Origin of the sequence: Actinoplanes missouriensis 431, assembly GCF_000284295.1 — a bacterium.
In the GTDB taxonomy this organism is placed as follows: domain Bacteria; phylum Actinomycetota; class Actinomycetes; order Mycobacteriales; family Micromonosporaceae; genus Actinoplanes; species Actinoplanes missouriensis.
On sequence record NC_017093.1, the window covers coordinates 4,860,145 to 4,880,948 of the forward strand.

The 20,804-nt window shown below is 73.2% G+C and carries 21 protein-coding genes; 9 read left to right on the forward strand and 12 right to left on the reverse strand.

What is annotated here, in order from left to right:
- The first annotated feature begins 16 nt into the window (after window positions 1-16).
- The gene (locus AMIS_RS22790) at window positions 17-721 is read left to right on the forward strand and encodes an alpha/beta hydrolase family protein (RefSeq protein ID WP_041829986.1); all 705 of its coding nucleotides are present in this window, start codon (window positions 17-19) and stop codon (window positions 719-721) included.
- Between the two features lie 69 nt (window positions 722-790).
- Here AMIS_RS22790 and AMIS_RS22795 read toward each other — a convergent pair whose 3' ends face one another.
- A complete protein-coding gene (locus tag AMIS_RS22795; RefSeq protein ID WP_014444746.1) occupies window positions 791-1,186 on the reverse strand; it encodes a hypothetical protein in 396 nt (131 codons plus the stop codon).
- 106 nt (window positions 1,187-1,292) lie between these two features.
- On the opposite strand from AMIS_RS22795, the gene AMIS_RS22800 reads away from it, so the two are divergent.
- Window positions 1,293-4,790 carry an SCO7613 C-terminal domain-containing membrane protein gene (locus tag AMIS_RS22800; protein ID WP_157434979.1) on the forward strand — a complete coding sequence of 1,166 codons (3,498 nt, stop codon included), beginning with the start codon at window positions 1,293-1,295 and terminating at the stop codon, window positions 4,788-4,790.
- Window positions 4,791-5,123: 333 nt separating this feature from the next.
- On the opposite strand, the gene AMIS_RS22805 is transcribed toward AMIS_RS22800, so the two are convergent.
- The 4 genes from AMIS_RS22805 to AMIS_RS22820 are packed head-to-tail and all read right to left on the reverse strand — an operon-like array spanning window position 5,124 to window position 8,624.
- Window positions 5,124-5,729 (reverse strand): response regulator transcription factor, encoded by a 606-nt coding sequence (locus AMIS_RS22805; RefSeq protein ID WP_014444748.1) that lies wholly within the window; start codon window positions 5,727-5,729, stop codon window positions 5,124-5,126.
- A complete protein-coding gene (locus AMIS_RS22810) occupies window positions 5,726-6,898 on the reverse strand; it encodes a sensor histidine kinase (protein WP_014444749.1) in 1,173 nt (390 codons plus the stop codon). The genes AMIS_RS22805 and AMIS_RS22810 overlap by 4 nt, the downstream gene beginning before the upstream one ends.
- A gap of 23 nt (window positions 6,899-6,921) precedes the next feature.
- A complete protein-coding gene (locus AMIS_RS22815; RefSeq protein WP_014444750.1) occupies window positions 6,922-7,701 on the reverse strand; it encodes an ABC transporter permease in 780 nt (259 codons plus the stop codon).
- On the reverse strand, window positions 7,698-8,624 hold the full coding sequence (locus tag AMIS_RS22820; RefSeq protein ID WP_014444751.1) for an ABC transporter ATP-binding protein: 927 nt from the start codon (window positions 8,622-8,624) through the stop codon (window positions 7,698-7,700). Before AMIS_RS22820 ends, AMIS_RS22815 begins: the two co-directional genes overlap by 4 nt.
- 117 nt (window positions 8,625-8,741) lie before the next feature.
- Between AMIS_RS22820 and AMIS_RS22825 the strand changes: the two genes are divergently transcribed.
- Entirely contained in the window at window positions 8,742-9,446 is a 705-nt protein-coding gene (locus tag AMIS_RS22825) for a sulfotransferase-like domain-containing protein (protein WP_014444752.1), read from the forward strand.
- Between the two features lie 118 nt (window positions 9,447-9,564).
- Here AMIS_RS22825 and AMIS_RS22830 read toward each other — a convergent pair whose 3' ends face one another.
- Window positions 9,565-10,467, reverse strand: a complete 903-nt coding sequence (locus AMIS_RS22830; RefSeq protein ID WP_014444753.1) for an aminotransferase class IV — start codon at window positions 10,465-10,467, stop codon at window positions 9,565-9,567.
- Window positions 10,468-10,552: 85 nt separating this feature from the next.
- Between AMIS_RS22830 and AMIS_RS22835 the strand changes: the two genes are divergently transcribed.
- The 3 genes from AMIS_RS22835 to AMIS_RS22845 are packed head-to-tail and all read left to right on the forward strand — an operon-like array spanning window position 10,553 to window position 12,719.
- The gene (locus AMIS_RS22835) at window positions 10,553-11,266 is read left to right on the forward strand and encodes a FadR/GntR family transcriptional regulator (protein WP_014444754.1); all 714 of its coding nucleotides are present in this window, start codon (window positions 10,553-10,555) and stop codon (window positions 11,264-11,266) included.
- Window positions 11,263-12,090, forward strand: a complete 828-nt coding sequence (locus AMIS_RS22840; RefSeq protein ID WP_014444755.1) for a sterol desaturase family protein — start codon at window positions 11,263-11,265, stop codon at window positions 12,088-12,090. The genes AMIS_RS22835 and AMIS_RS22840 overlap by 4 nt, the downstream gene beginning before the upstream one ends.
- On the forward strand, window positions 12,087-12,719 hold the full coding sequence (locus tag AMIS_RS22845) for a lysoplasmalogenase family protein (RefSeq protein WP_014444756.1): 633 nt from the start codon (window positions 12,087-12,089) through the stop codon (window positions 12,717-12,719). The genes AMIS_RS22840 and AMIS_RS22845 overlap by 4 nt, the downstream gene beginning before the upstream one ends.
- Here AMIS_RS22845 and AMIS_RS22850 read toward each other — a convergent pair whose 3' ends face one another.
- Both AMIS_RS22850 and AMIS_RS22855 read right to left on the reverse strand, forming a co-directional pair.
- On the reverse strand, window positions 12,720-13,337 hold the full coding sequence (locus AMIS_RS22850; RefSeq protein WP_014444757.1) for a dihydrofolate reductase family protein: 618 nt from the start codon (window positions 13,335-13,337) through the stop codon (window positions 12,720-12,722).
- 29 nt (window positions 13,338-13,366) lie between these two features.
- Window positions 13,367-13,942 (reverse strand): hypothetical protein, encoded by a 576-nt coding sequence (locus tag AMIS_RS22855; RefSeq protein WP_014444758.1) that lies wholly within the window; start codon window positions 13,940-13,942, stop codon window positions 13,367-13,369.
- Window positions 13,943-14,008: 66 nt separating this feature from the next.
- On the opposite strand from AMIS_RS22855, the gene AMIS_RS22860 reads away from it, so the two are divergent.
- Window positions 14,009-14,200: a hypothetical protein gene (locus tag AMIS_RS22860; protein WP_014444759.1), complete on the forward strand. Its 192-nt coding sequence runs from the start codon at window positions 14,009-14,011 to the stop codon at window positions 14,198-14,200.
- A 2-nt stretch (window positions 14,201-14,202) separates the two neighbouring features.
- Here AMIS_RS22860 and AMIS_RS22865 read toward each other — a convergent pair whose 3' ends face one another.
- The 3 genes from AMIS_RS22865 to AMIS_RS22875 are packed head-to-tail and all read right to left on the reverse strand — an operon-like array spanning window position 14,203 to window position 17,001.
- Window positions 14,203-15,183 carry a sugar kinase gene (locus AMIS_RS22865; RefSeq protein ID WP_041829987.1) on the reverse strand — a complete coding sequence of 327 codons (981 nt, stop codon included), beginning with the start codon at window positions 15,181-15,183 and terminating at the stop codon, window positions 14,203-14,205.
- Window positions 15,155-15,766 carry a bifunctional 4-hydroxy-2-oxoglutarate aldolase/2-dehydro-3-deoxy-phosphogluconate aldolase gene (gene eda / locus AMIS_RS22870; RefSeq protein ID WP_014444761.1) on the reverse strand — a complete coding sequence of 204 codons (612 nt, stop codon included), beginning with the start codon at window positions 15,764-15,766 and terminating at the stop codon, window positions 15,155-15,157. The genes AMIS_RS22865 and eda overlap by 29 nt, the downstream gene beginning before the upstream one ends.
- The gene (locus AMIS_RS22875) at window positions 15,763-17,001 is read right to left on the reverse strand and encodes a mannitol dehydrogenase family protein (protein ID WP_014444762.1); all 1,239 of its coding nucleotides are present in this window, start codon (window positions 16,999-17,001) and stop codon (window positions 15,763-15,765) included. The genes eda and AMIS_RS22875 overlap by 4 nt, the downstream gene beginning before the upstream one ends.
- A gap of 142 nt (window positions 17,002-17,143) precedes the next feature.
- Here AMIS_RS22875 and uxaC point away from each other — a divergent pair, with 142 nt between their 5' ends.
- Window positions 17,144-18,601 carry a glucuronate isomerase gene (gene uxaC, locus AMIS_RS22880; RefSeq protein ID WP_157434981.1) on the forward strand — a complete coding sequence of 486 codons (1,458 nt, stop codon included), beginning with the start codon at window positions 17,144-17,146 and terminating at the stop codon, window positions 18,599-18,601.
- Window positions 18,598-20,133 carry a UxaA family hydrolase gene (locus AMIS_RS22885; RefSeq protein ID WP_014444764.1) on the forward strand — a complete coding sequence of 512 codons (1,536 nt, stop codon included), beginning with the start codon at window positions 18,598-18,600 and terminating at the stop codon, window positions 20,131-20,133. The genes uxaC and AMIS_RS22885 overlap by 4 nt, the downstream gene beginning before the upstream one ends.
- On the opposite strand, the gene AMIS_RS22890 is transcribed toward AMIS_RS22885, so the two are convergent.
- Window positions 20,126-20,791 (reverse strand): Type 1 glutamine amidotransferase-like domain-containing protein, encoded by a 666-nt coding sequence (locus tag AMIS_RS22890; RefSeq protein ID WP_014444765.1) that lies wholly within the window; start codon window positions 20,789-20,791, stop codon window positions 20,126-20,128. The two genes, AMIS_RS22885 and AMIS_RS22890, sit on opposite strands and share 8 nt — an antisense overlap.
- Window positions 20,792-20,804: the final 13 nt, after the last annotated feature.

Here is a 20,804-nt window from a genome sequence, read left to right on the forward strand (position 1 = left end):
CGATAAGGTGTCCACCATGGAGTTCCTGAAGCCGATGGTCCTGCCCGTCCCGATCCGTGCCGCCGAGCGTCACGGCGCCGTCGACCTCTACGTCCCGCCCGCCGCCGAGCCGCTGCCGGCGATCCTGTTCGTGCACGGTGGCCCGCTCCCGCCCGGCCTGGAGCCGCTGCCCCGCGAGTGGCCGCTCTTCCAGGCGTACGCGTCCCTCGCCGCCGGCCATCAGGTCGTCGGCGCCGTGGTCGACCACCGGCTGCGGGGCCCGGACTCCTACCCGACCGCCTTCGACGACGTGGCCGGCGCCCTCGACACGCTGCGCGCCGACCCGCGGGTGGACGCCTCCCGGGTGGCGATCTGGTATTTCTCCGGCGGCGGCCGCCTCAGCGCCGACTATCTGCGGGCGGTGCCGTCGTGGCTGCGGGCGGTCGCCCTCACGTACCCGATGGTCACGCCGTTCCCGGGCTGGCCCGACGACCCGCGCTTCCGCCCGGCCGAGGCCGTGGTGTCGGCGGGCGACCTGCCGATCGTGCTGACCCGCGTCGGCGAGGAGAACCCGGCGGTCGCCGAGGGCGTGGCCGCGTTCGTGGCCGCCGCCGAGAAGGCGAACCTGACCATCGTCGACGTCCCGCACGGCCGCCACGGCTTCGACAACCAGAACGACAGCGACGAGTCCCGGGAGGCGATCATGGCGGCCTTCAACCGGGTCCTGGCCGCTCTCGCCTGACCGCCGTGCCGGTCCGGCTGCCTAGCCTGACCGCCGTGCCGGTCCGGCCGCCCTAGCCTGACCGCCGGCTCAGTCCAGCAGCCAGCCCAGGACCGAGATCCCGGCCGGGCTGAGCGCGACCAGGACCATCAGCAGCGACGCGACCGAGCCGGCGATCAGGGGTTTCCGCTGGCGTGACCCGAATCGGAGGAGCACGGCCACCCCGACGACGCCGACGATCAGCCCGCCGACGACCGGGGCCACGCCTAGCGTCAGCATGACCACCGCCGCCCACGCCCATCCGCCGGTGATGTCGGCCGACTCGGTGTACTGATCACCTTGCGACGGGATGTACCAGTGCCCGGAGAAGGTCCGGGCATGGGCGAGCGCCAGGAAGAGGCAGACGAAGTACAGAACGGCGAGACCGATCTGGAAGGCGGCCAGCGGCCACCCCTCGGTGGATCTGCGGTTCGCCGTCATGGTCATCCGCGCATCGTAGCGTCAGGCATCGATCCGGGTCGCGAACACGCGCCATCCGCCGTGCGGTTGCCCGGCCGCCGGGATTCTTGCGGGAGTACGTCAAACTGTCGCCGTGACCAGCGCGCCATCGATGTACCCGTGCCCGTACTGTGGCGCGGCCGCCTCCGCCGCGAGCGGTTGTCCCGGCTGCGGCCGGGCGCCGGATCCGGACGCGCTGGAGGTGATGCGGCTCGACGGTGAGCTGGCGGGTCTGAAGCGGGAACTCGACGCGGCCGTGGCCACGGTGACGACGCTGCAGCGCCGCATCACCGACACGACGACGCAGCGCAACACGGTGGCGTTCCGGGTGACGAGCGCGGTCGCGGCGCAGAGCCGGCTGAATACCGCCGGGCTCGCGGGAGCCGCTGAAACAGCGCACCCTGTAACCGCGCCCGCTGGAACGGCACCCGCTACAACCGCGCCCGCTGGAACGGCACCTCCTGGAGCCGCCTCCGCTGGAGCCGCGCCCACCAGCGCCCCCGCCGGTTCCGAGCCCCGCCTCACCACCCTGACCGTCCAGAATGTCCTCTTCACCCTCGGTGGCCTGCTCCTCATCGTCGCCGCCGCCGTCTTCACCGCCGTCGCCTGGGCGCAGGTCGGCGTCACCGGCCGCGCCGCGATCCTGGCCGCCGCGACCGCCGCCGTCCTGGCGGTCCCCCCGTTCGCGGCGCGGCGCGGCCTGACCGCCGCCGCCGAGACACTGGCCGCGGTAGGCCTGCTGATGATCCTGCTGGACGGTTACGCGGCCTGGGCCGTCGACTTCCTCCAGGTCCAGGACCACGATCCGCTCCGGTACGCATCCGCTGTCTGCGCCGTCACCGCCGCGACGGCGTTCGCCTACGCCCGGCTCACCGGACTCCGCGGCCCGAAGATCTCCGCCCTGCTCGTGGCCCAGCCGATCCTGCCGCTGCTGGCCACCTCCGCCGACGCGTCGCTGACCGGCTGGTCGCTCACCCTCGCCGGCGTGACCGCGCTGAACCTGGCAGTCGTCCACCGCCGCCGCTACGCCCCCACCGGCATCGGCCTGGCCGCCTACGTGTGCGCCTACACCGCAGGCATCATCGCCGCGCTGATCGCGATCGTCGCCCTCGCCGCCGCGGACTCGGCGACCTCGGCGGCCGCGGCGGGCGGCGCGCTGGCGCTTGTCGCGGCCCTGGCCACGGCCTCCGCGACGCTCGCCCGGAACTCCGAGGCGCAGACCATCACCACCTGCCTGCTCACCCTCGCGGTCGCCGCCGGGGCGGGCGGCTGGTCACTCTGGGTGCCGGACGGCACGCCTACGTCACTTCCCGGGGGTACGGTCATTCTGCGCCTCTCCCTCGTGGCACTCCTGATCGCTGCCGTGGTCGCAGGGGCGGGACGTCGCCTTCCGGGCCCGGTCGGCCGGGGCCCCCGGGCGGCGGCGCTGCTCGTGACGGCGGTGCCGGGGCTGGGCGTGGCGGGCGCGGCAGTCCGGGCTGCGGCCGCCGGTGCGGAGGCGGCACTGCCGCTGCTGGACGCCCCCTTGGGCGCTGTCGTGGCCGGGCCCGGCTGGGAGTCGCCGGTGGCGGCGGGCGCGGTGCTCGGGGCGTACCTGATGGTGGTCCCGGCCCGGCTCCGCACGGACCTGGCCCTGACCGCCCTGGCCGGGATCGCCCTGCTGGCGCCGGCGGCGTTCCGGCTGCCCTGGTGGACCGTCCCGATCCTGAGCCTGGCCGTCGCCGCGCTCGCCCTGGCCCTGGCCACCCGGCGCCCGCGCCGGCCGGTCGTGCCGCTCACGGTGGCCGCGCTGCTCACCGGGTATGCGCTGGTCGTGAGCCTGGGCGACGCGGGGGTGGGCGCGGCGGCCTTCGCGGTGGTCGCGGTGATCGGTGCGGCGACCGCCCATCGGGTGCGGCCGGGACCGCTCCGCACCGGCCTCGGCGCCTGGTCGGCCACCGTCGGGCTGCTGGCCGTCCCGCCCGCGGTCTGGCTGACACTGCTGGCCGCCGACGCCTCGGTCACCTGGCAGATCCGCGCCGAGCTGGTCGTGGCCGCGCTGTTCGTCGCGGCGGTGCGGTTGGTCCCGTGGTACCGCTCGCCGGTCCTCGGGAGCGCCCTGCTGCTCACGGCGGTGGTGCCGGTGGTCGCGTATGCCGGTCCGGATTCGCCGGCGCTGTACGCGGCGGCGTGTCTGTTCCTGATCGCCGTGGCGCTCCCGGGTGGTTCCCCGGCGCGCGCTGGTGTTCCGGGCGATGGGGCTGTCGCGGGTGCCGTGCTTACCGCCGTCGTGCCCGCGTCGGCGCTGCTGTATGCGACCGGGGCGGACCTCGCCGTCGTGTTCGTGGCGCAGTACCGGGCGGTCGGCTCCTTCTGGTCCGACGTCGTTCCGGTGACTCCGGCCGTCTCATGGACGTCGGTGGTCGCGCTGGTGATCGCCGCGGGCGCGGCCGGGCTGGCGGCCTACCGCCTGCGGGCGGCGTCTCGGTTGCGGGGCGCCGTGTGGTTCGCAGCGCCGGTGATCGCGGTCGTCGTGCCACTCGCCGCCGCGTCGGCCGAAGCACCGTGGCCGTCGGTGCCGCTGGCTGCCCTCGCAGCCGGACTTGTCGGACTTGTCGCGCTGGCGGTGCTGCCGGGCTCGGTGGGCGTCAGGGTGGTCGGCGAGCGGTGGGGTGGGCCTGTCTTCGCCGCGCTGGGGCTCGCTGGACTGATCGGCACCACGTCCGTGGCCGGCGCGATGCTTGCGGCGTTCGCGCTGGTCGCGGTGGCTGCCACGGCCGCCGGAGCAGGCGGACGCGAGGGACCCGTCCGCGTAGCCGGCTGGAGTTTCGGCGCGGTGGCGGTGGTCGTCGTCGCGTACACCGCAAGCGAGATCGCCGGTCTCCCGGCCGGCGGCGCGGCGCTCAGCGTGCTCGCCGCCGCGGCCGTCGCCGCCGTGGGCGAAACCCTCCTCGCCGCGCGCCGCCCCCGCGAAGCGCCCGCCGTCGCCGCGGTCGCGCACACCTCCGCGCTGGTAGCTCTGCTGATCGCCGGCACTCCGGGCCGCGCCGCCCTGATCGCCACGCTCTGGTCGGTGGTGCTCGGGCTGCGGGCGCTGCGGCCCGGCAACCGGTTCGGGCATCTGCTCGCCGCCGGCGGTACCGTCCTGCTCGGCTGGTGGCTGTTCCTGGCGTCGCGGGACGTCGGTGTCGTCGAGGTCTACACACTTCCGGCGGCGGCCGTCGCGCTCGGCGCCGGCTGGCTGGCCCGCCGCCGGTGGCCCGAACTGCCGTCGTGGACGGCGTATGGCCCGGCCCTCGCCGCCGGGTTCCTGCCCACGCTCGCGCTGATCGGCGGGGACGGCACGCAGTACCCGCGCCGGCTCCTGCTCGGCGCTGCGGCCGTGGTGGTGGTGCTGGTGGGCGCGCGGTTCCGGCTGCAGGCGCCGGTGGTGACCGGTGGCGTGATGCTGGTGCTGACGGCGTTGCACGAGGTGGCGCAGGTGTGGGACCTGGTGCCCCGGTGGGTGCCGCTCGCGGTCGGCGGGCTGCTGCTGGTGGGCATCGCGACCACGATGGAACAACGCCGCCGCGACGTGACCCGCCTGCGGGACGCGGTGGGGCGCTTGGGGTAGCCGCGCGGGCGCGAGCAGGCACGGGGGGCGCACGCAGGCACGGGGCGCAAGCAGCGCGGGGCGCAAGCAGCGCAGGGCGCGAGCAGTCCCGGCGCACGAGCGGGCCCGGCGGCGTTGCGAGCCGTAGCTGAGACAGGCAAAAAGGCCTTGATCACGGGTCCGAGCTACGGCTGAGGCCGGCGAGCCGTAGTTCGCGCAGGTCAAACGCGCGTGATCACCGGCCTGAGCTACGGCTCGGACCTCCCAGCCGTAGCGGGCGCAGGTCATTGCGCGCCGAAACCTGCCTGCGCTACGGCTCGGGCGGCGGCTGCAGCGGCGAGAGCGGGACGAGGGCTAGATCCAGCCTCGGTTGCGGGCGGTTCGGGCTGCCTCGTGACGGTTCGCGGCGCCCAGCTTGCCGGCCGCCGCCGACAGGTAATTGCGGACCGTGCCCGGCGACAACGACGCCCGCCGGGCGATCTCCTCGATCGGCGCGCCCTCGGCTGCCAGCTGCAGGACGTCGGCCTCGCGGGCGGTCAGCGGGCTGTCCCCGGCGCTGATCGCTTCGGCGGCCAGCTGCGGGTCGACGTAACGGCCGCCACCGTGGACGGTGCGGACCACCATCGCCAGGTCGGCGGAGGAGACCGTCTTGGGCAGGAAGCCGCGCACCCCGGCGGTCAGGGCCTGCTTGAGGTGGCCGGGACGGCCGTGACTGGTCACGATCATGACTCGGCAGTCCGGGGCTTCGGTGCGCAGACGGCCGGCGACGGTGACACCGTCCAGGTCGGGCATCTGCAGGTCGATGACTGCCACGTCGGGTTGCAGGGCGCGGGCGGCCGCGATCGCCTCGGCGCCGGTGGCGGCCTGACCGACGACGATCAGGTCGTCCTCGAGGGCGAGGAGCGCGGCGAGCGCGCCACGGATCAGGTGCTCGTCGTCGGCGAGCAGAATCCTGATCACGCCACTGCCTCCGACTCCGATGCAGGAGAGGGATCCTGCAGGCGCACCACCACCCGGAACCGATCCGGCGGCAGCGGGCCGGCCTCGACCGTACCCCCGGCCTCGCGCACCCTCTCCGCCAAGCCGGTCAGCCCGTTGCCGGCCGGCGCCGTCACCCCACCGGCCCCGTCGTTGGTCATCGTGAGGGCCACCGAACCCGCCGCACGGTCCAGCTCGATGGTGCACTCCCCCGCCCGGCTGTGGCGCAGCACGTTCGTCGTCGCCTCCCGGATCGCCCAGCCCAGCGTGCTGCGGGCCCGCGGGCCCAGCCCGTCGGCGTCCCCGATCACCCGGCAGGTGATGCCCGCCGCGTCCAGCAGCGACCGCGCGCCGGCCAGCTCCTCGTCGAGCCGCGCGGAGCGCAGGCCGCTCACCACGGCGCGCAGCTCGGCGAGCGAGTCCTGGGCGATCCGGCGCACCTCGAGCATTTCCGCCACCGCTTCCGGCCGCCCGCGTTTGCCGAGCTGGGCGGCGAGTTCGGCCTTCAAGGCGACCACCGACAGGGTACGCCCGGCGACGTCGTGCAGGTCCCGCGCGAACCGCAGGCGCTCCTCGGCGACGGCGAGTTCCGCCTTCACGTGCTGGGCGTCGTCGAGCTGCCAGATCACGTCGACGGTCCACACCGTGAACCGTTCGGTCGACAGCAGGACCAGCGGGATCGCCAGCAGTCCCAGATACCTGCCGAACGCGCTGCCGTCCGCATGGATCACCGGCCCGGTCGCGACCAGCCAGCCGAGCAGCGCGATCGTGGTGACCGACAGGGTGGAGAGCAGCGGATCCAGTGCCACCAGCAGCGACGCGATCAGGACCGTCGTGACGAACGTCCACGAGCCGTCGGTGAGGTCGCTGACCGGGACGGCCGCCGCCACGGCTGCCACGGTCAGCACGACCGTGACCACCACGCGGATCCGGGGCTTCGGGCCTTTGCCGAGACGGTGGTCGATCGACTGGTGCATCAGCAGGGCCGCGGCCAGGCCCTGCGCGGCGGCCAGCACGGCGGCGATCAGCGCGAGCATCCCGCCCGCCGCGTCGAGCTGGCCGAACACGCCGAGCGGCACGGCGGCGAAGAGCACGTAGAGCGAGGCGCGCATGGTGAGGTCGACGCGGGCGGGGCGGGACGTCGGCATCATGACTGTCAACCTATCCACGTGGTCTATCGGCGCGGTTCCCACCGGAAGCCGCGCCGGACGGCGACCAGCAGAGCCACGATCCAGGCGGCCAGGATCGCGGCGGGCAGCAGCGCGTCGCCGAGCACCGCGGTGAACCCGGCCGGCGTCCCCTCGCCGGTGGTGCCGAGCCAGCCGAGCCGCATCAGGTCCACGACCGGGCTGAGCGGCAGCGCCCGCAGCGCCGCGGACACCACGGCCGGCGCGTCGTCGAGCACCGGGTGGAGCATCGACCCGATCAGGCAGCCGAGCAGCACCGGCAGCGTGGTCACCTGGGCCGACTCGGTGGTCCGGGTGACCACCGCGGACGCCGCCGCGAGCAGCACGAACACCACGACACCGCCGATCACACCCAGCAACAGCAGGGGTACGTTCACGGGGGCCGGCAGTCCGAGAAGGATCGCGCCGGCCCCGGCGAACACGACCATCTGCGCGGTCGCGACGGCCACCATCGGCGCGGCGATGCCGACCAGGATCGCGGCGTCGCTGAGCTCACCGGCGCGCAGCCGTTTCAGGACCAGTTCCTCGCGGCGCGACACGTACGCGGTGACCAGGTTGTAGTAGACGGCGGCGAGCAGCACGTACCCGAGCAGCGCCGTGACGACCAGCGCGGCCGCCGACGCGCCGCCATCGGAGGTGATGCCGGAGGTGGAGACCGCCGCCGCGATGATCAAGGGGACGGCCAGGGCGCTGAACATCGCGCTGCGGTTGCGCCCGAACAGCTTCAGCTCGGCGAGACCGACGGAACGGACCTTGACGGTGCTCATGCGTGTGCTCCCTCGTCGGCCACGGCCAGGAACGCCTCTTCCAGGGACGCCGGGCGGGCTTCCAGACCGGCCAGCTCGACGTCGTTCCGGCGGGCCCAGCCGAGCAGCTCGGTCAGTGTGGTCTGCAGCGCGTCGGTGCGCAGCGTCACGGGACCGTGCTCCGGCCGTACCCCCGGAAGGTTGTGCCGCAATCCCGGCAGAGCCGGCAGCGTGACGCCCGCGGGCAGCGCGAACGTGATCCGTGCCGGATGCGCGGCCACCACCTCGGCCGTCGAGCCGGCCGCCACCACCACGCCGTGCTGCATGATCGCCAGCCGGTCGGCGAGCTCCTGCGCCTCGTTGAGGTAGTGCGTGGTCAGCAGCACGGTCACCCCGTCGGCGAGCAGCGAGCGCACCAGCTGCCAGGCGTTGCGGCGGCTCTCCGGATCCAGTCCGGTGGTCGGCTCGTCGAGCAGCAGCACCTCCGGGCGGCCCATCACCGCGAGCGCCAGGTCGAGCCGCCGCCGCTCGCCGCCGGAGAGCTGCCGCACCCGGACCCCCTCGCGGTGCCGCAGATCCACCAGCTCCAGCACCTCGGCGGTCGGGCGGGCCTCGGTGAGCGTGCCCGCCCACATCGCGGCCGACTCGGCGACGGTCAGATCCGGCGGCAGCCCGCCCTCCTGCAACATGATCCCCAGGCGTGGGCGGAGGACCTTCCTTTCCCGGTACGGGTCATGGCCCAGCACCCGGACCTCGCCGGCGTCGGGCCGGCCGAATCCGGCGACCAGGTCCATGGTCGTCGTCTTGCCGGCGCCGTTCGTGCCGAGCAGCGCGAACAGCTCGCCGCGCCGCACCTCGAAACAGACGCCCCGGACGGCCTCGAAGCCGCCGTACCGCCGATGGACTCCACTGACCTCGACGGCCCCCGATGTCGTTGTCGTCATGCTTCTGAGTCTCGGCGCGGATCCGCCGGCCCGGCAGTGCGCCGCTTCACCGGATGCGATGACGGATGTCATGTGCCCGGGCCGCGAAATGTAACGCCGGCCTGCAACACTTCCGCCATGACGACGCGTGTTGCCATGTGGTCCGGGCCGCGGAACATCTCGACCGCGATGATGCGCAGCTTCGGCTCCCGCGCTGACACGGTCGCCGTCGACGAGCCGCTCTACGCCTACTACCTGGCGGCGACCGGAATCGACCATCCCGGCCGGGCGGCGATCCTGGACAGTCAGCCGCAGCGCTGGCAGGACGTGGCCGCCGCGCTGACCGGTCCGCTGCCCAGCGCCCCGGCCGTGCACTACCAGAAGCACATGACCCATCACGTGCTGCCCGAGGTGGGCCGGGAGTGGATGGGCGCGCTCACCCACGCGTTCCTGATCCGCGACCCGGCGCACGTGGTGGCGTCGTACGCGAAGGTCCGCGGCGAGCCCACCCTCGACGACCTCGGCTACCCGCAGCAGCTCTCGCTGTTCCGCGCGTTCGGCGGCCCGGTCGTCGACGCGGCCGACGTGCTGCGGGATCCGGCGCGGACGCTGCGCCGGCTCTGCGACGCCCTCGGCATCGGCTTCGACCCGGCGATGCTGGCGTGGGCGCCAGGTCCGCGGCCGGAGGACGGGGTGTGGGCGCCGTACTGGTATGCCGGGGTGGAGAGGTCGACCGGGTTCGCCGCCTACGACCCGTCCCCGGTGGAGGTCCCGGAGCGGCTGGTGGCGCTGGTGGAGGCGGCGCAGCCGTTCTACGACGAGCTGGCCGCCCACCGCCTCTAGCCCGACTTGTTGCCGGAGGGCGCGGGTGGAGGGCGGCGCGCGTCCCGGTGCCGCTGGGTTCGGGCTCTCGTTCCCGCCGGCCGGGACCGAGGCGAGGGCGGCGACGCCGGTGCCCCGGTCAGGACAGCAGGCGGACGCCGTTCGCGGTGGCGTGGTCCTGGTAGAGGCGGGCCACCCGGCTGGTCAGCGGGCCCACCTTGCCGTCGCCGATGTCACGGCCGTCGATCACCGTGACGGCGGCGATCTCGCCCATCGTGCCGGTGCAGAAGACCTCGTCGGCGGTGTACATCTCGGTCAGCGAGATGTCGCGCACCGTTGCCGGGATGCCGTGCTCGTCCGCCAGCCGCAGAACCGTCTCGCGGGTGATCCCTTCCGGACAGGCGGCCGTCGACGGGGTGATCAGGGCGCCGTTCACGACCGCGAACAGGTGGGTCGCGTTGGTCTCCGCCACGAAGCCGCGCTGGTCGAGCATGAGCGCGTCGTCCGCACCGGCGGCGGTCGCCTCGATCTTCGCAAGGATCGAGTTCAGCAGGTTGGCGTGGTGGATCTTCGGGTCGAGGACGTCCGGGCCCGGGCGGCGCACGCTGGAGGTGGCCAGGCGCAGGCCGGTCGTGTCGTAGACCGGGGCCTTGAACTCGGCCAGCACGATCAGGGTAGGCCCGGCCTGGTTGAGGCGCGGGTCCATGCCGCTGGTGACCTTGACGCCGCGGGTCAGGGTGAGCCGCACGTGCACGCCGTCGTGCATCTCGTTGGCCCTCAGCGTCTCGGTCACCGCCGCGATGATCTCGTCGTCGCCGGGGATGCTGGTGAAACCGAGCGCTGTCGCCGAACGCCGCAGCCGGGCCAGGTGCTCGTGCAGCCCGAAGATCGCCCCGCGGTAGAGCCGCAGGCCCTCCCAGACCGCGTCGCCGCCCTGCACCACCGAGTCGAACGGTGACAGGCCGGGCCGGCTGCGGTGCAGCAGCTCCCCGTTGACCCAGTAGCGAATGTCGGCGTTCCGCTCGTCGTAGCGCTGCAGCATCCGCCGATCATAAAGCCCTATCGGGTACGCCTTGACTGGTCCAACCAGTTGACGCGTTGACCTGTGACGCGGCACACTGCCGCGCATGACCTTCGATCCAGCGCCTCGGCAGTCGGTCTCGGATCACGTCTTCGGCCGGCTCCGGGACGCCGTGGTCCGCGGCCACTACTCCCCCGGCGATCCGCTGCCCAGCGAGCGGGAGCTGGCCGCCACGTTCGCGGTCAACCGGCACGCGATCCGCGAGGCGCTGCGCCGGCTGCAGCAGCTCGGCCTCGTCAAGGTCAGCCAGGGCGGCGCCACCCGGGTGCTGGACTGGCGGGCCACCGCCGGCCTCGACCTGGCGCTCGCCCTGACCACCACCGACGACGTGCTGCCGGTTCCCACCATCGGCCGTGACGTCATGGAGATGCGCGCCTGCATCGGCGCGGACGCGGCCCGGCTCTGCGCCACCCGGGCCGGCGACGCCGGGCGCGCCGCGATCACGGCGGCTGCCGCCGGGTACGCGGACGCGGCGCCCGACCTGGCCCGGATGGCCGAGGCCGACCTGGCGTTCTGGCGCCGGATCGTCGAGGCGTCCGGCAACGTCGCGTACCTGCTGGCGTTCAACAGCCTCACGGCCGGCAGTCTCGCCGTCGGCCACATGCCCGCGCAGAGCCGTACCGCCGAATTGCTCGACGTGGCCGCCCACCGTGCCCTCGCCGGCCTGATCGCCGGTGGCGACGCCGCCGGCGCGGAACGCGCGGCACGCGCCCTGCTCGCCGTCCCCGCCACCGAGGAGATCGGATCGCCGCGCCCATGATTCCCGCCGTGCTCTACGCCGTTCCGGCGTTCTTGCTGCTGATCGTCATGGAGTTCCTGTCCCTGAAGTTCCTGCCCGACGACGAGGAACGCGGCTACGAGGCCCGCGACACCGCGACCAGCCTGTCGATGGGCCTGGGCAGCCAGATCATCGGCGTGCCGTGGAAGCTGGTCACCGCCGTCGCGTTCGCCGGGCTGTACGTGCTCAGCCCGATCCGCCTGGACCCGCACGACTGGTGGGTGTGGGTGCTGCTGTTCTTCGCCGACGACCTCGCCTACTACTGGTTCCACCGGCTGCACCACGAGGTGCGGGTGCTCTGGGCCGGGCACGTCGTGCACCACTCCAGCCAGTACTTCAATCTCTCCACCGCGCTGCGGCAGAGCTGGACGCCGATGACCGCGCTGCCGTTCTGGCTCGGTCTCGCGGCGCTCGGCTTCCCACCCTGGATGATCTTCCTGCAGCAGTCGATCAGCCTGGCCTACCAGTTCTTCCTGCACACCGAGCGGATCGACCGGCTGCCCCGGCCGATCGAGTGGTTCTTCAACACGCCGTCGCACCACCGTGTCCACCACGGTTCCAACGACCCGTACCTGGACCGCAACTACGGCGGCATCCTGATCGTCTGGGACCGGCTGTTCGGCACCTTCGAGCCTGAGGGCGAACGGGTCCGCTACGGGCTGACCAGCAATATCACGACGTTCAACCCGCTGCGGGTCGCCACACACGAGTACGCGGCGATCTGGCGCGACGTGCGAGCGGCGACCAGCTGGCGGCACCGCGCCGGCTACCTGTTCGGCCGTCCCGGCTGGCAGCCCGCCGCATGAGCGTCGCTTCCGCCACCACCGCCACCCGGAGCCTGCCGCTCACCCTCTTCGCCGTGGCCGCGACCGTCGAGATCGTCGCGGTGGCGGCCGACGCGACGGCCCTGCAGTGGATCGCGAAGCCGCTGCTCGGGCCGCTGCTGCTGTGGCACCTGCTGCGGCGGGCCCGGCCGGATCTGGTGGCCGTGGCGCTCGCCTTCGCGACCGCCGGTGACGTCGCGCTGCTGGTGCCCGGCGACGTGGCGTTCCTGGCCGGGATGGGGTTCTTCCTGGGCACCCAGATCTGCCTGCTGATCGCGTTCGTGCGACGGTCACGGCCGCGACCACTGCCGCCGGCCGCCGGAGCCGTCGTGTGGGTGGCGGTCAATGCCGTTCTGGCGAACCGGTTGGGTGCTCTGGCCGTACCCGTGCTGGTGTACAGCCTGGCGCTGATCGCCATGGCCGCGGCAGCGGCAGGGGTTGGCCGTCGTGTCGGGGCCGGCGGCGCGCTGTTCGCGATCTCGGATCTGCTGATCGGGCTGGACGCCGCGGGCGTGACCCTGCCGGCCCACGGCGTCCTGGTGATGGCGACCTACGCGGCGGCGCTGGCCCTGATCACGACCGGCTGGGCTCAGCGCCGGCACCAGCCCTGATCACGAACGGGCGGGATCGGCGCCTGCGGTCATGTCGCCGGTGGCGGGAGTTCCGGGCTCGAGGCGGTACCGCAGCAGGACCGTGCCGCGTGACGACGTCACCGGGGGCTCGGCCAGGGACAGGCTGGCCGGCACCGCGCCGCCGTCGAACACCTTCTTGCCGACGCCGAGCACGATCGGGTGGATCCACAGGTTGAGCCGGTCGAAGAGCCGCTCCCGCAGCAGCGTCTGCACCAGGTTCAGGCTGCCGATCACGTGGATCTTCTCGTGCTTGTCCCGCAGCGCCCGGATGTCGCCGGCGCCGACCCGGGTGGAGCCCTCCCAGCTCAGGTCGGGGTCACCGTGCGAGGCGACGTACTTCGGGATGCGGTTGAACAGCCCGGCGATGTCGTCGGTCTGGCGCGGCCAGTGGGCGGCGAAGATGTCGTAGGTGCGCCGGCCCAGCAGCAGCGCGTCCATGCCCTGCATACCGGCCCAGACCTGCTCGCCGTCGATCTCGTCGATCAGCGGCGCCTGCCACCCGCCGAACGGGAAGCCCACCGGATCCTCCTCGGGACCGCCCGGCGCCTGCGCGACCAGGTCGAGGGTGGTGAACAGGTCGATGGAGATCGTGCCCATGGTGTCTCCTCAACGAAGCGGGTGAACCGTCACGAGCTCAGACCGGCGGGGCGACGGGAACTCATCGGCCGGATAGCGACGACCGCTTCGGCCAGCGCCGCGGCGAGAGCGACCCCGGTGCCGATCCAGCGGAACGCGGCGCCGCCGGCGTCCTCCGGCGGGGCGATCACCAGGGCGGCGGCGCAGGCGAACAGGACGATCCCGCCGTTGTAGCAGTTCCGGCTGTAGCCGGCCCAGCGCTGCCAGACGGTGAACGCCGCGTTCTGCTCGTCCCGCAGCCGCTGTGCCCGGCCCGCGACGGTCAGGTCCTCGGCCGGCCACCAGTCGTCCACGTCGGCCGGGGAGTAGAGGAACTGCCGGGCGTGGAAGCCGCACTGGATCGCGGCGACCAGGCAGATCGACGCGCACAGCAGCAGGAGCATGGCCTGGCCCGGCCAGCGGAACTTGTCCGCGTCGGCGCCGACCACACCGAGGAACGCGATGGAGAAACCGGCTAGCAGCGGCGCCGCCACCATGCTGGCGGACTCGAGCGCCTGACCATAGGAGAGGGGTGTGGGCTTGCGCCAGCCGGGCCGGCGGAAGGCGCCGTGTCCGTTGTCCGTCATGGATACGCTGTCCTGAGCGTCACAGTTGTCCATGGTGGCATTCCGGGACCAGTGAGGTGACAGGGCGTGTTCGAGTTCATCGGTCCGATCCTGGGTTCGGTCGCCCGCATGCCGGACCCGTGCCCGGAGTGCCACGGCTACCTGCGTCACGACGACGACTGCCCGCGGGTGGACGTTGCGCTCGCCGGGTCGGAGGGCAAGCGCAACGGGCCCGTCATCAGGGCCGCCGACGCCGTGCTGCGCCGGCTGATGCGCTGAGCTCAGCGGACGATCGCGGATCCGGCCCCGGCCGCGAGGGCGATGACCTCGGCAGCCGTCGCCATCGACGTGTCGCCGGGGGTGGTCATCGCGAGGGCGCCGTGCGCCGCGCCGTACTCCACCGCGGTCGCCAGCGGGCACCCGCTCATCAGGCCGTAGATCAGCCCGGACGCGAACGAATCACCGGAGCCGACCCGGTCGAGGACGTCGAGGCCGGGGCGCTCGGTGGCCCGCACGACGCCGGTCTCCGGGGACCACGCGACGGCGCCGAAGTCGTTGCGGGAGGCGCTCACCACCCGCCGCGACGTGGTAGCCACCACCGGCATATCCGGAAATTTCCCGACATCGCGCACGCCGATCAGCACGTCCACGAACGGCAGCACCTCGTCGATCAGCCCGTTGTCCAGACTAGGGCGATAATTCACATCATAGGACACGATGGTCCCGTGCCGCCGCGCCGACGACACCGCCGCCAGCACACACGCCCCCGCCGACGGCGACAACGACGCGAAGATCCCGCCCGTGTGGAACCACCGCACCCCCAGCACCCCGAACAAATGATCCCAGTCCACGTCAGCGGGGCTCATCTGCGACGCCGCCGAATGGCCACGATCGGACACCCCGAGGGCGCGCCGAACCCCGTACCCCCGCTCGGTGAAATTGAGGCCGTTGCGGGCCGAGCGTCCGATGCCGTCGAAGGGGGCCCACCGCACGAGCGAGGTGTCCACCCCGCCGGTGAGCATGCAGTCCTCGACTAGCCGGCCCACCTCGTTGTCGACGAGCGCGGTGACGACCCCCGCCCGCAGGCCGAAGACCCGGCTCAGCGCGCGGGCCACGTTGTACTCGCCACCGCCCTCGGAGACCCGGAACGTGCGCGTGGTCCGCACCCGCCCCTCCCCCGGATCGAGGCGCAGCATCACCTCACCGAGGCTCACCACGTCGAACCGGCAGGAGTCAGCGTCCCGCAGCGGCAACGACGGCACCGACGCCTCCGATCAGCTCGCGGAGCCGGTCAGGCTCGGCGTCGCGCGGCACCATCCACGATCCGCCGACGGCCAGGACGGACGGCAGCGCGAGGTACTCCCCGGCGTTCGCGGCGGTGATCCCGCCGGTCGGCACGAACCGCATGCCGGCGAAGACGGCGGCGAGCGCGGCCACCGCGGGCGCGCCGCCCGAGGTGGCGGCCGGGAAGAACTTCACCGCGTCCAGGCCGAGGTCCGCCGCGGCCAGGACCTCCGTCGCGGTCGCCACACCCGGCAGCACCGGTACGCGTAACGCCCGGCACCGTTCGACGACGGCCCGGGACAGTCCCGGCGAGACCACGAACCGCGCCCCGGCCTCGACCGCCGCGTCGGCCTGCGCCGCGGTGAGCACGGTCCCGGCGCCGACCAGCAGGTCCGGGTTCTCCGCCATCGCGGCGATCCCGGCGAGCGCGCCGGGGGTGCGCAGCGTGACCTCGGCGATCGGCAGCCCGCCGCCGACCAGCGCTTCGCCGAGTGCCGCCGCCCGTCCGGGGTCGTCGAGCACGACCACCGGCACCACGGCGTGCCCGTCCAGGAAACTCATCGGATCACCTTCTCCAGGGCGGCTTCCGGCCCGGCGGCGCGGATCGCCCGGACGTGGTCCGCGGTCTCCTCGGCCAGCCGCGCGTCGTCGAACGGGAACACCCCGTCCCGGATCCGGGCGACGACCTCCGCGTCGTCGCGCACCGGGAAGTCACCCGGCTCCCCCGCGTAGCCGAGCACCAGGCAGGCCAGGGCGAACACGTTCAGTGGCGCCCGCTCGCCGGCCGCCCACCTGTCGCGCACCACCGGCAGGTTGCGGGTCTGCCACTTGGCGATCGCGTTGAGCGCGATGTCGGCGAGCCGGTGTTCCAGCGCCGGGCTGGCGAGCCGCTCCACGGTCGCCGCCGCGAACGGCCCGGCGCCCGGCGGCAGCGTCGGCAGCACCTCGGTGTCGAGCAGCCGCCGCAGGTACTCCCCGGCGAGCGGATGCCCGACCGCCTGGTTCACGGTGACGCAGCCGAGCAGCGGGGCGACCGCGGCCAGCGCCGTGTGCGAGCCGTTGAGGATCCGGACCTTCTTCACCCGGTACGGCCCGATGTCCTCCAGGAACTCGACCGGCAGCCCGGCCCGATCCAGGGGGAACTCGTCGCGGATGTGCGGGTCCCCGGCGATCGCCCAGTGCGCGTACCGCTCGCCGCGGACCTCCTCGGCGTCGCCGCCCGGCACGATCCGGTCCACGATGGTGTCGTAGAAGCGGCAGTGCGCGCCGGTCCACGCCGCGAACGCCGGATCGAGCGCGGCGGCGTGGCGCAGCACGGCCGAGCGCAGCAGCCGCCCGTTGTCCTCGTTCAGCTCGCAGGGCAGGAACGACAGGCCGCGGGCCGGGTCGCCGCCGCAGTGCCTCCACCGCTCGTGCAGCAGCACCGCGATCTTCGCCGGGAACGTCTCCGGCGGCCGGGCGGACAGGTCGTCGGGGACGTCCACGATGCCGGCCTCGGTGGTGTTGGAGACGACCAGCCGCAGGTCGTCGCCGCGGGCGATCGCGAGGCAGCGGTCCCAGTCCGCGTACGCGTCGACCACCTCGTCGATCACGTCGACGCGGGTGACGTCCGGCCCGTCCGGCCCGTCCAGGACGACCCGGAACGGCGCGGCCCGCAGCGGGACCCGGCTGGGCCGGGGCGTCACCTTGAGGACCACCACCCCGGTGTCGAGCACGCCGGCGTCGTTGCCCTTCTGGATCATCCAGTCCGCGAAGCCCCGGAGAAAGTTACCGCCGCCGATCTGCAGGATGCGCACCGGCCGTAGCTGCCGTGTAATGAGCTATCTCCCTCCGCGCGATGGACGCCGCCGTCCGGCGCGTGTGATGATGCGCCGTGGAAACGTTCCCACAATTTCCAGCGCGGCGGAAGGGGATCGCCTGATGTCCGGAGGAGCCGATATGTCCGGAAACCCGCAGCCATGGGTCCTGCACCCCGACCGGGCGCTGCCCGCCGAGCCGGCCCTGCGCGGACTCGCCCGCGACATCTACGCGACCACCCGCGACCTGCCGATCGTCTCCATGCACGGGCACGTCGACGCCGAGGTGTTCGCCGCCGACCAGCCGTTCGCCGACCCGGCCGCCCTGTTCGTCACCCCCGACCACTACCTGGTCCGGATGCTGCTCTCCCGCGGCGTCCCGCACGACGCCCTGGGCGTGCCACGCCGCGACGGCCGGCCGGTCACGACCGACCCCCGTGCCATCTGGCGCACCTTCGCCGAGCACTGGCCGCTGTTCCGCGGCACCCCCACCCGCTTCTGGCTGGAACACGAGCTCGCCGAGGTCTTCGGCGTGCGCACCCGGCTCGGCGCGGACACCGCCGACGCCGTCTACGACGAGCTCTGCGCCCGGCTCGCCGAGCCCAGGTTCCGCCCGCTCGCGCTGCTCGACACGTTCCGCATCGAGATCATCTCCACCACCGACGCGGCCACCGCCACCCTCGCCGAGCACCGCAAGCTCGCCGAGCGCGGCTGGGGCGAGCGGATCGTCCCCACCTTCCGCCCGGACGCCCTGCTCGACACGTCCTCCCCGGACTGGCCGGCCGAACTGCGTAAACTCGGTGACGTCAGCACCTACGACGAATACCTCGAGGCGCTGCGGGAGCGGCGCGCCGCCTTCAAGGCCGCCGGCGCCCGGGCCACCGACCACGGCCACCAGAGCGCCGACACCACCCCCCTCGACATCGCCGACGCCCGCCGGCTGTTCCAGGCCGCGCTGCGCCGGACGATCACCGCCGCCGAGTCGGCCGCCTTTCTCGCCAACATGCTCTTCGAGATGGCCCGGATGTCCACCGAGGACGGGCTCACCATGCAGCTGCACCCTGGTGTGCTGCGCGACCACGACCCGGCCGTCCGCGCGGCCCGCGGACCCGACGTCGGCTACGACATCCCCGTCCACACCGAATACACCCGCGCGCTGAAACCGCTGCTCAACGCGTTCGGCCACCACCCGAACCTGCGCCTGGTCGTCTTCACCGTCGACGAGACCGCGTTCAGCCGCGAACTCGCCCCGCTCGCCGGCGTCTACCCGGCGATGCTGCTCGGCGCGCCCTGGTGGTTCCTGGACACCCCGGACGGCATGCGCCGCTTCCGGGAGGCCGTCACCGACACCGCCGGCTTCGCGAACACCGCCGGCTTCGTCGACGACACCCGCGCCTTCCTCTCCATCCCGGCCCGCCACGACCTGGCCCGCCGCGTCGACGCCGGCCACCTCGCCCGCCTCGTCGCCGAACACCGCCTCGACCTCGACGAAGCCGCCGACACGGCCCGCGCCCTCGCCTACGACCTGCCCCGCGCCGCGTACCCATCGCCGGCGCCTGTCTCCACTGTGGAACCGCGCCCCGCCGGTGGTGCCGCATGACCGCCACGCCACTGTCCGACGTCGCGCTGCTGCTGCACCCCGACGACCACGTCGCGGTCGCCCTGCACGACCTGCCGCCAGGCCGGGAACTGACGCACGGCACGCTCGGCTTCCGGGTCACGGCCGCGATCCCCCAGGGTCACAAATTGTGTGTACGGCCGGTGCGCGCCGGTTCCGCCGTGCACAAGTACGGGCAGAGCATCGGCCGGGCCACCACCGACGTGCAGCCCGGCGACCACGTCCACACCCACAACCTCGCCATGGACAGCGTGCGGCAGGCCTACGAGTTCGGCACCGGCCGGATCCGCATCCCGGGGGCGGCGGTACCCCGTACCTTTGCCGGGTTTGATCGCGCCGGAGGCGCCGCCGGAACCCGCAACTACGTCGGGATCGTGACGAGCGTCAACTGCTCCGCGTCGACCGCCCGCATGATCGCCGACCAGTTCCGCGGCCCGATCATGGACGCCTGGCCGAACGTCGACGGCGTCGTGGCGCTCACCCACGACTCCGGCTGCGGCATGGTCCCGGCCAGCGTCGGCGGGCAGATCCTGCGCCGCACGCTGCGCGGATACGCGTCGCACCCGAACGTCGGCGCCCTGCTCGCGGTCGGCCTCGGCTGCGAGATGCTCGCCGTCGACGCGCTCCTCGCCGACCTGCCCGCACCCGCCGACACCCTGATCGACCAGCTGATCATCCAGGAGCAGGGCGGGGTGCGGGCCACCGTCCGCGCCGGGGTCGCCGCGGTCCGCACCCTGATCGAGCAGCTCGACCAGCGGCGCCGCGTGCCGCTGCCGGCGTCCCGCCTGATCCTCGGCCTCAACTGCGGCGGCTCCGACGGCTACTCCGGCATCACCGCGAACCCGGCCCTCGGGCACGCCTCCGACCTGCTCGTCGCCCAGGGCGCCACCACCGTCCTCGCCGAGACACCGGAGGTCTTCGGCGCGGAACATCTGCTCACCCGGCGCGCGGTCAGCGAAGAGGTGGGCCGGCGGCTGCTGGAGCGCATCGAGTGGTGGCAGAAGTACGTCGCGGACGGCGGCGGCACCCTCGACAACAACCCGTCACCGGGCAACAAGGCCGGCGGGCTGACCACGATCCTGGAGAAGTCCCTCGGCGCGGTCGCCAAGGGCGGCACCGCCGAACTGACCGCCGTCTACGAGTACGCCGAGCGGGTCACCGCCGCAGGGTTCACCTTCATGGACACGCCCGGATACGACCCGGTCTCGGTCACCGGCCTGGTCGCCGGCGGAGCGACGGTGGTCTGCTTCACCACCGGACGCGGATCGGTCCTCGGCACCAAACCCGTTCCCACGATCAAAATCGCGACCAACACCGAGATGTACGACCGGATGCGCGAGGACATGGACCTGAACGCCGGCGTGATCGCCACCGGCGACGCGACGGTGGAAGAGGTCGGCGCCCAGATCTTCGAGCAGATCCTCGCGGTGGCGTCCGGGCGGGTGACGGTGAGCGAGGACCTGGATCTCGGACGCGACGAGTTCGTCCCGTGGCAGCTGGGTGCGGTTACCTGAGTTTCACCCAGGTGCCCTCGGAGATCACCTCGGCGACGCCGTCCACGACCACGATGGCCGTCTGCTCGTCGATCGCGTAGGACGGGCCGTCGATCCCGGCGGCCCACTTCTCCGCGTGCGCCGGCGAATTCCCCGCGAACAACCCCAGATGCGGGAAGATCGAAAAATCGACGACACCGAGCGTACGGTCATCGGGCGCGGACTCCCACCCCACGAAATAGTCCCCGATCCGCGGCGTCATCACCATGCTCCCGGCGCTCACCCCCACCCACACCAGATCCGGCAGCTCCGGCAGCAGATCGGCCAGGCCCGACTCGCGCAACCAGTGATGCAGGTACGTCGCGTCACCGCCGTCGACCAGCAGCACGTCGGCCTCCCGCACCCACGGCACCCAGCGCCGCGCGCCGATGCTGGGCAGCGCGGTCAGCTCCAGCACACCGAGCGACCCCCAGCCCAGCCCGGTCAGGAACCGCCAGTCCCCGGCGGGCTCACCGGCCACCAGCCCCCGCACCGACGCCGGGCCGCACATCGGATGCCCCCACTGCGCCGTCGGGACGACAAGCGCACGGCACTCGGCGACCGGCTTGCCGAGCAGCCGCTCCAGCGCGGCGCGAATGCTCGGGTTCGTGACGCCGCCCGAGGTGAGCAGAAGTTTCACGGTGCCTCCCTGT

Coding starts and splice junctions, on each gene's coding strand:
- AMIS_RS22790 (WP_041829986.1), top strand. CDS start 17: ATGGAGTTCCTGAAGCCGATGGTCCTGCCCGTCCCGATCCGTGCCGCC.
- AMIS_RS22795 (WP_014444746.1), bottom strand. CDS start 1,186: ATGACCATGACGGCGAACCGCAGATCCACCGAGGGGTGGCCGCTGGCC.
- AMIS_RS22810 (WP_014444749.1), bottom strand. CDS start 6,898: ATGATGCCGACGTCCCGCCCCGCCCGCGTCGACCTCACCATGCGCGCC.
- AMIS_RS22815 (WP_014444750.1), bottom strand. CDS start 7,701: ATGAGCACCGTCAAGGTCCGTTCCGTCGGTCTCGCCGAGCTGAAGCTG.
- AMIS_RS22820 (WP_014444751.1), bottom strand. CDS start 8,624: ATGACGACAACGACATCGGGGGCCGTCGAGGTCAGTGGAGTCCATCGG.
- AMIS_RS22825 (WP_014444752.1), top strand. CDS start 8,742: ATGACGACGCGTGTTGCCATGTGGTCCGGGCCGCGGAACATCTCGACC.
- AMIS_RS22830 (WP_014444753.1), bottom strand. CDS start 10,467: ATGCTGCAGCGCTACGACGAGCGGAACGCCGACATTCGCTACTGGGTC.
- AMIS_RS22835 (WP_014444754.1), top strand. CDS start 10,553: ATGACCTTCGATCCAGCGCCTCGGCAGTCGGTCTCGGATCACGTCTTC.
- AMIS_RS22840 (WP_014444755.1), top strand. CDS start 11,263: ATGATTCCCGCCGTGCTCTACGCCGTTCCGGCGTTCTTGCTGCTGATC.
- AMIS_RS22845 (WP_014444756.1), top strand. CDS start 12,087: ATGAGCGTCGCTTCCGCCACCACCGCCACCCGGAGCCTGCCGCTCACC.
- AMIS_RS22850 (WP_014444757.1), bottom strand. CDS start 13,337: ATGGGCACGATCTCCATCGACCTGTTCACCACCCTCGACCTGGTCGCG.
- AMIS_RS22855 (WP_014444758.1), bottom strand. CDS start 13,942: ATGACGGACAACGGACACGGCGCCTTCCGCCGGCCCGGCTGGCGCAAG.
- eda (WP_014444761.1), bottom strand. CDS start 15,766: ATGAGTTTCCTGGACGGGCACGCCGTGGTGCCGGTGGTCGTGCTCGAC.
- uxaC (WP_157434981.1), top strand. CDS start 17,144: ATGTCCGGAAACCCGCAGCCATGGGTCCTGCACCCCGACCGGGCGCTG.
- AMIS_RS22885 (WP_014444764.1), top strand. CDS start 18,598: ATGACCGCCACGCCACTGTCCGACGTCGCGCTGCTGCTGCACCCCGAC.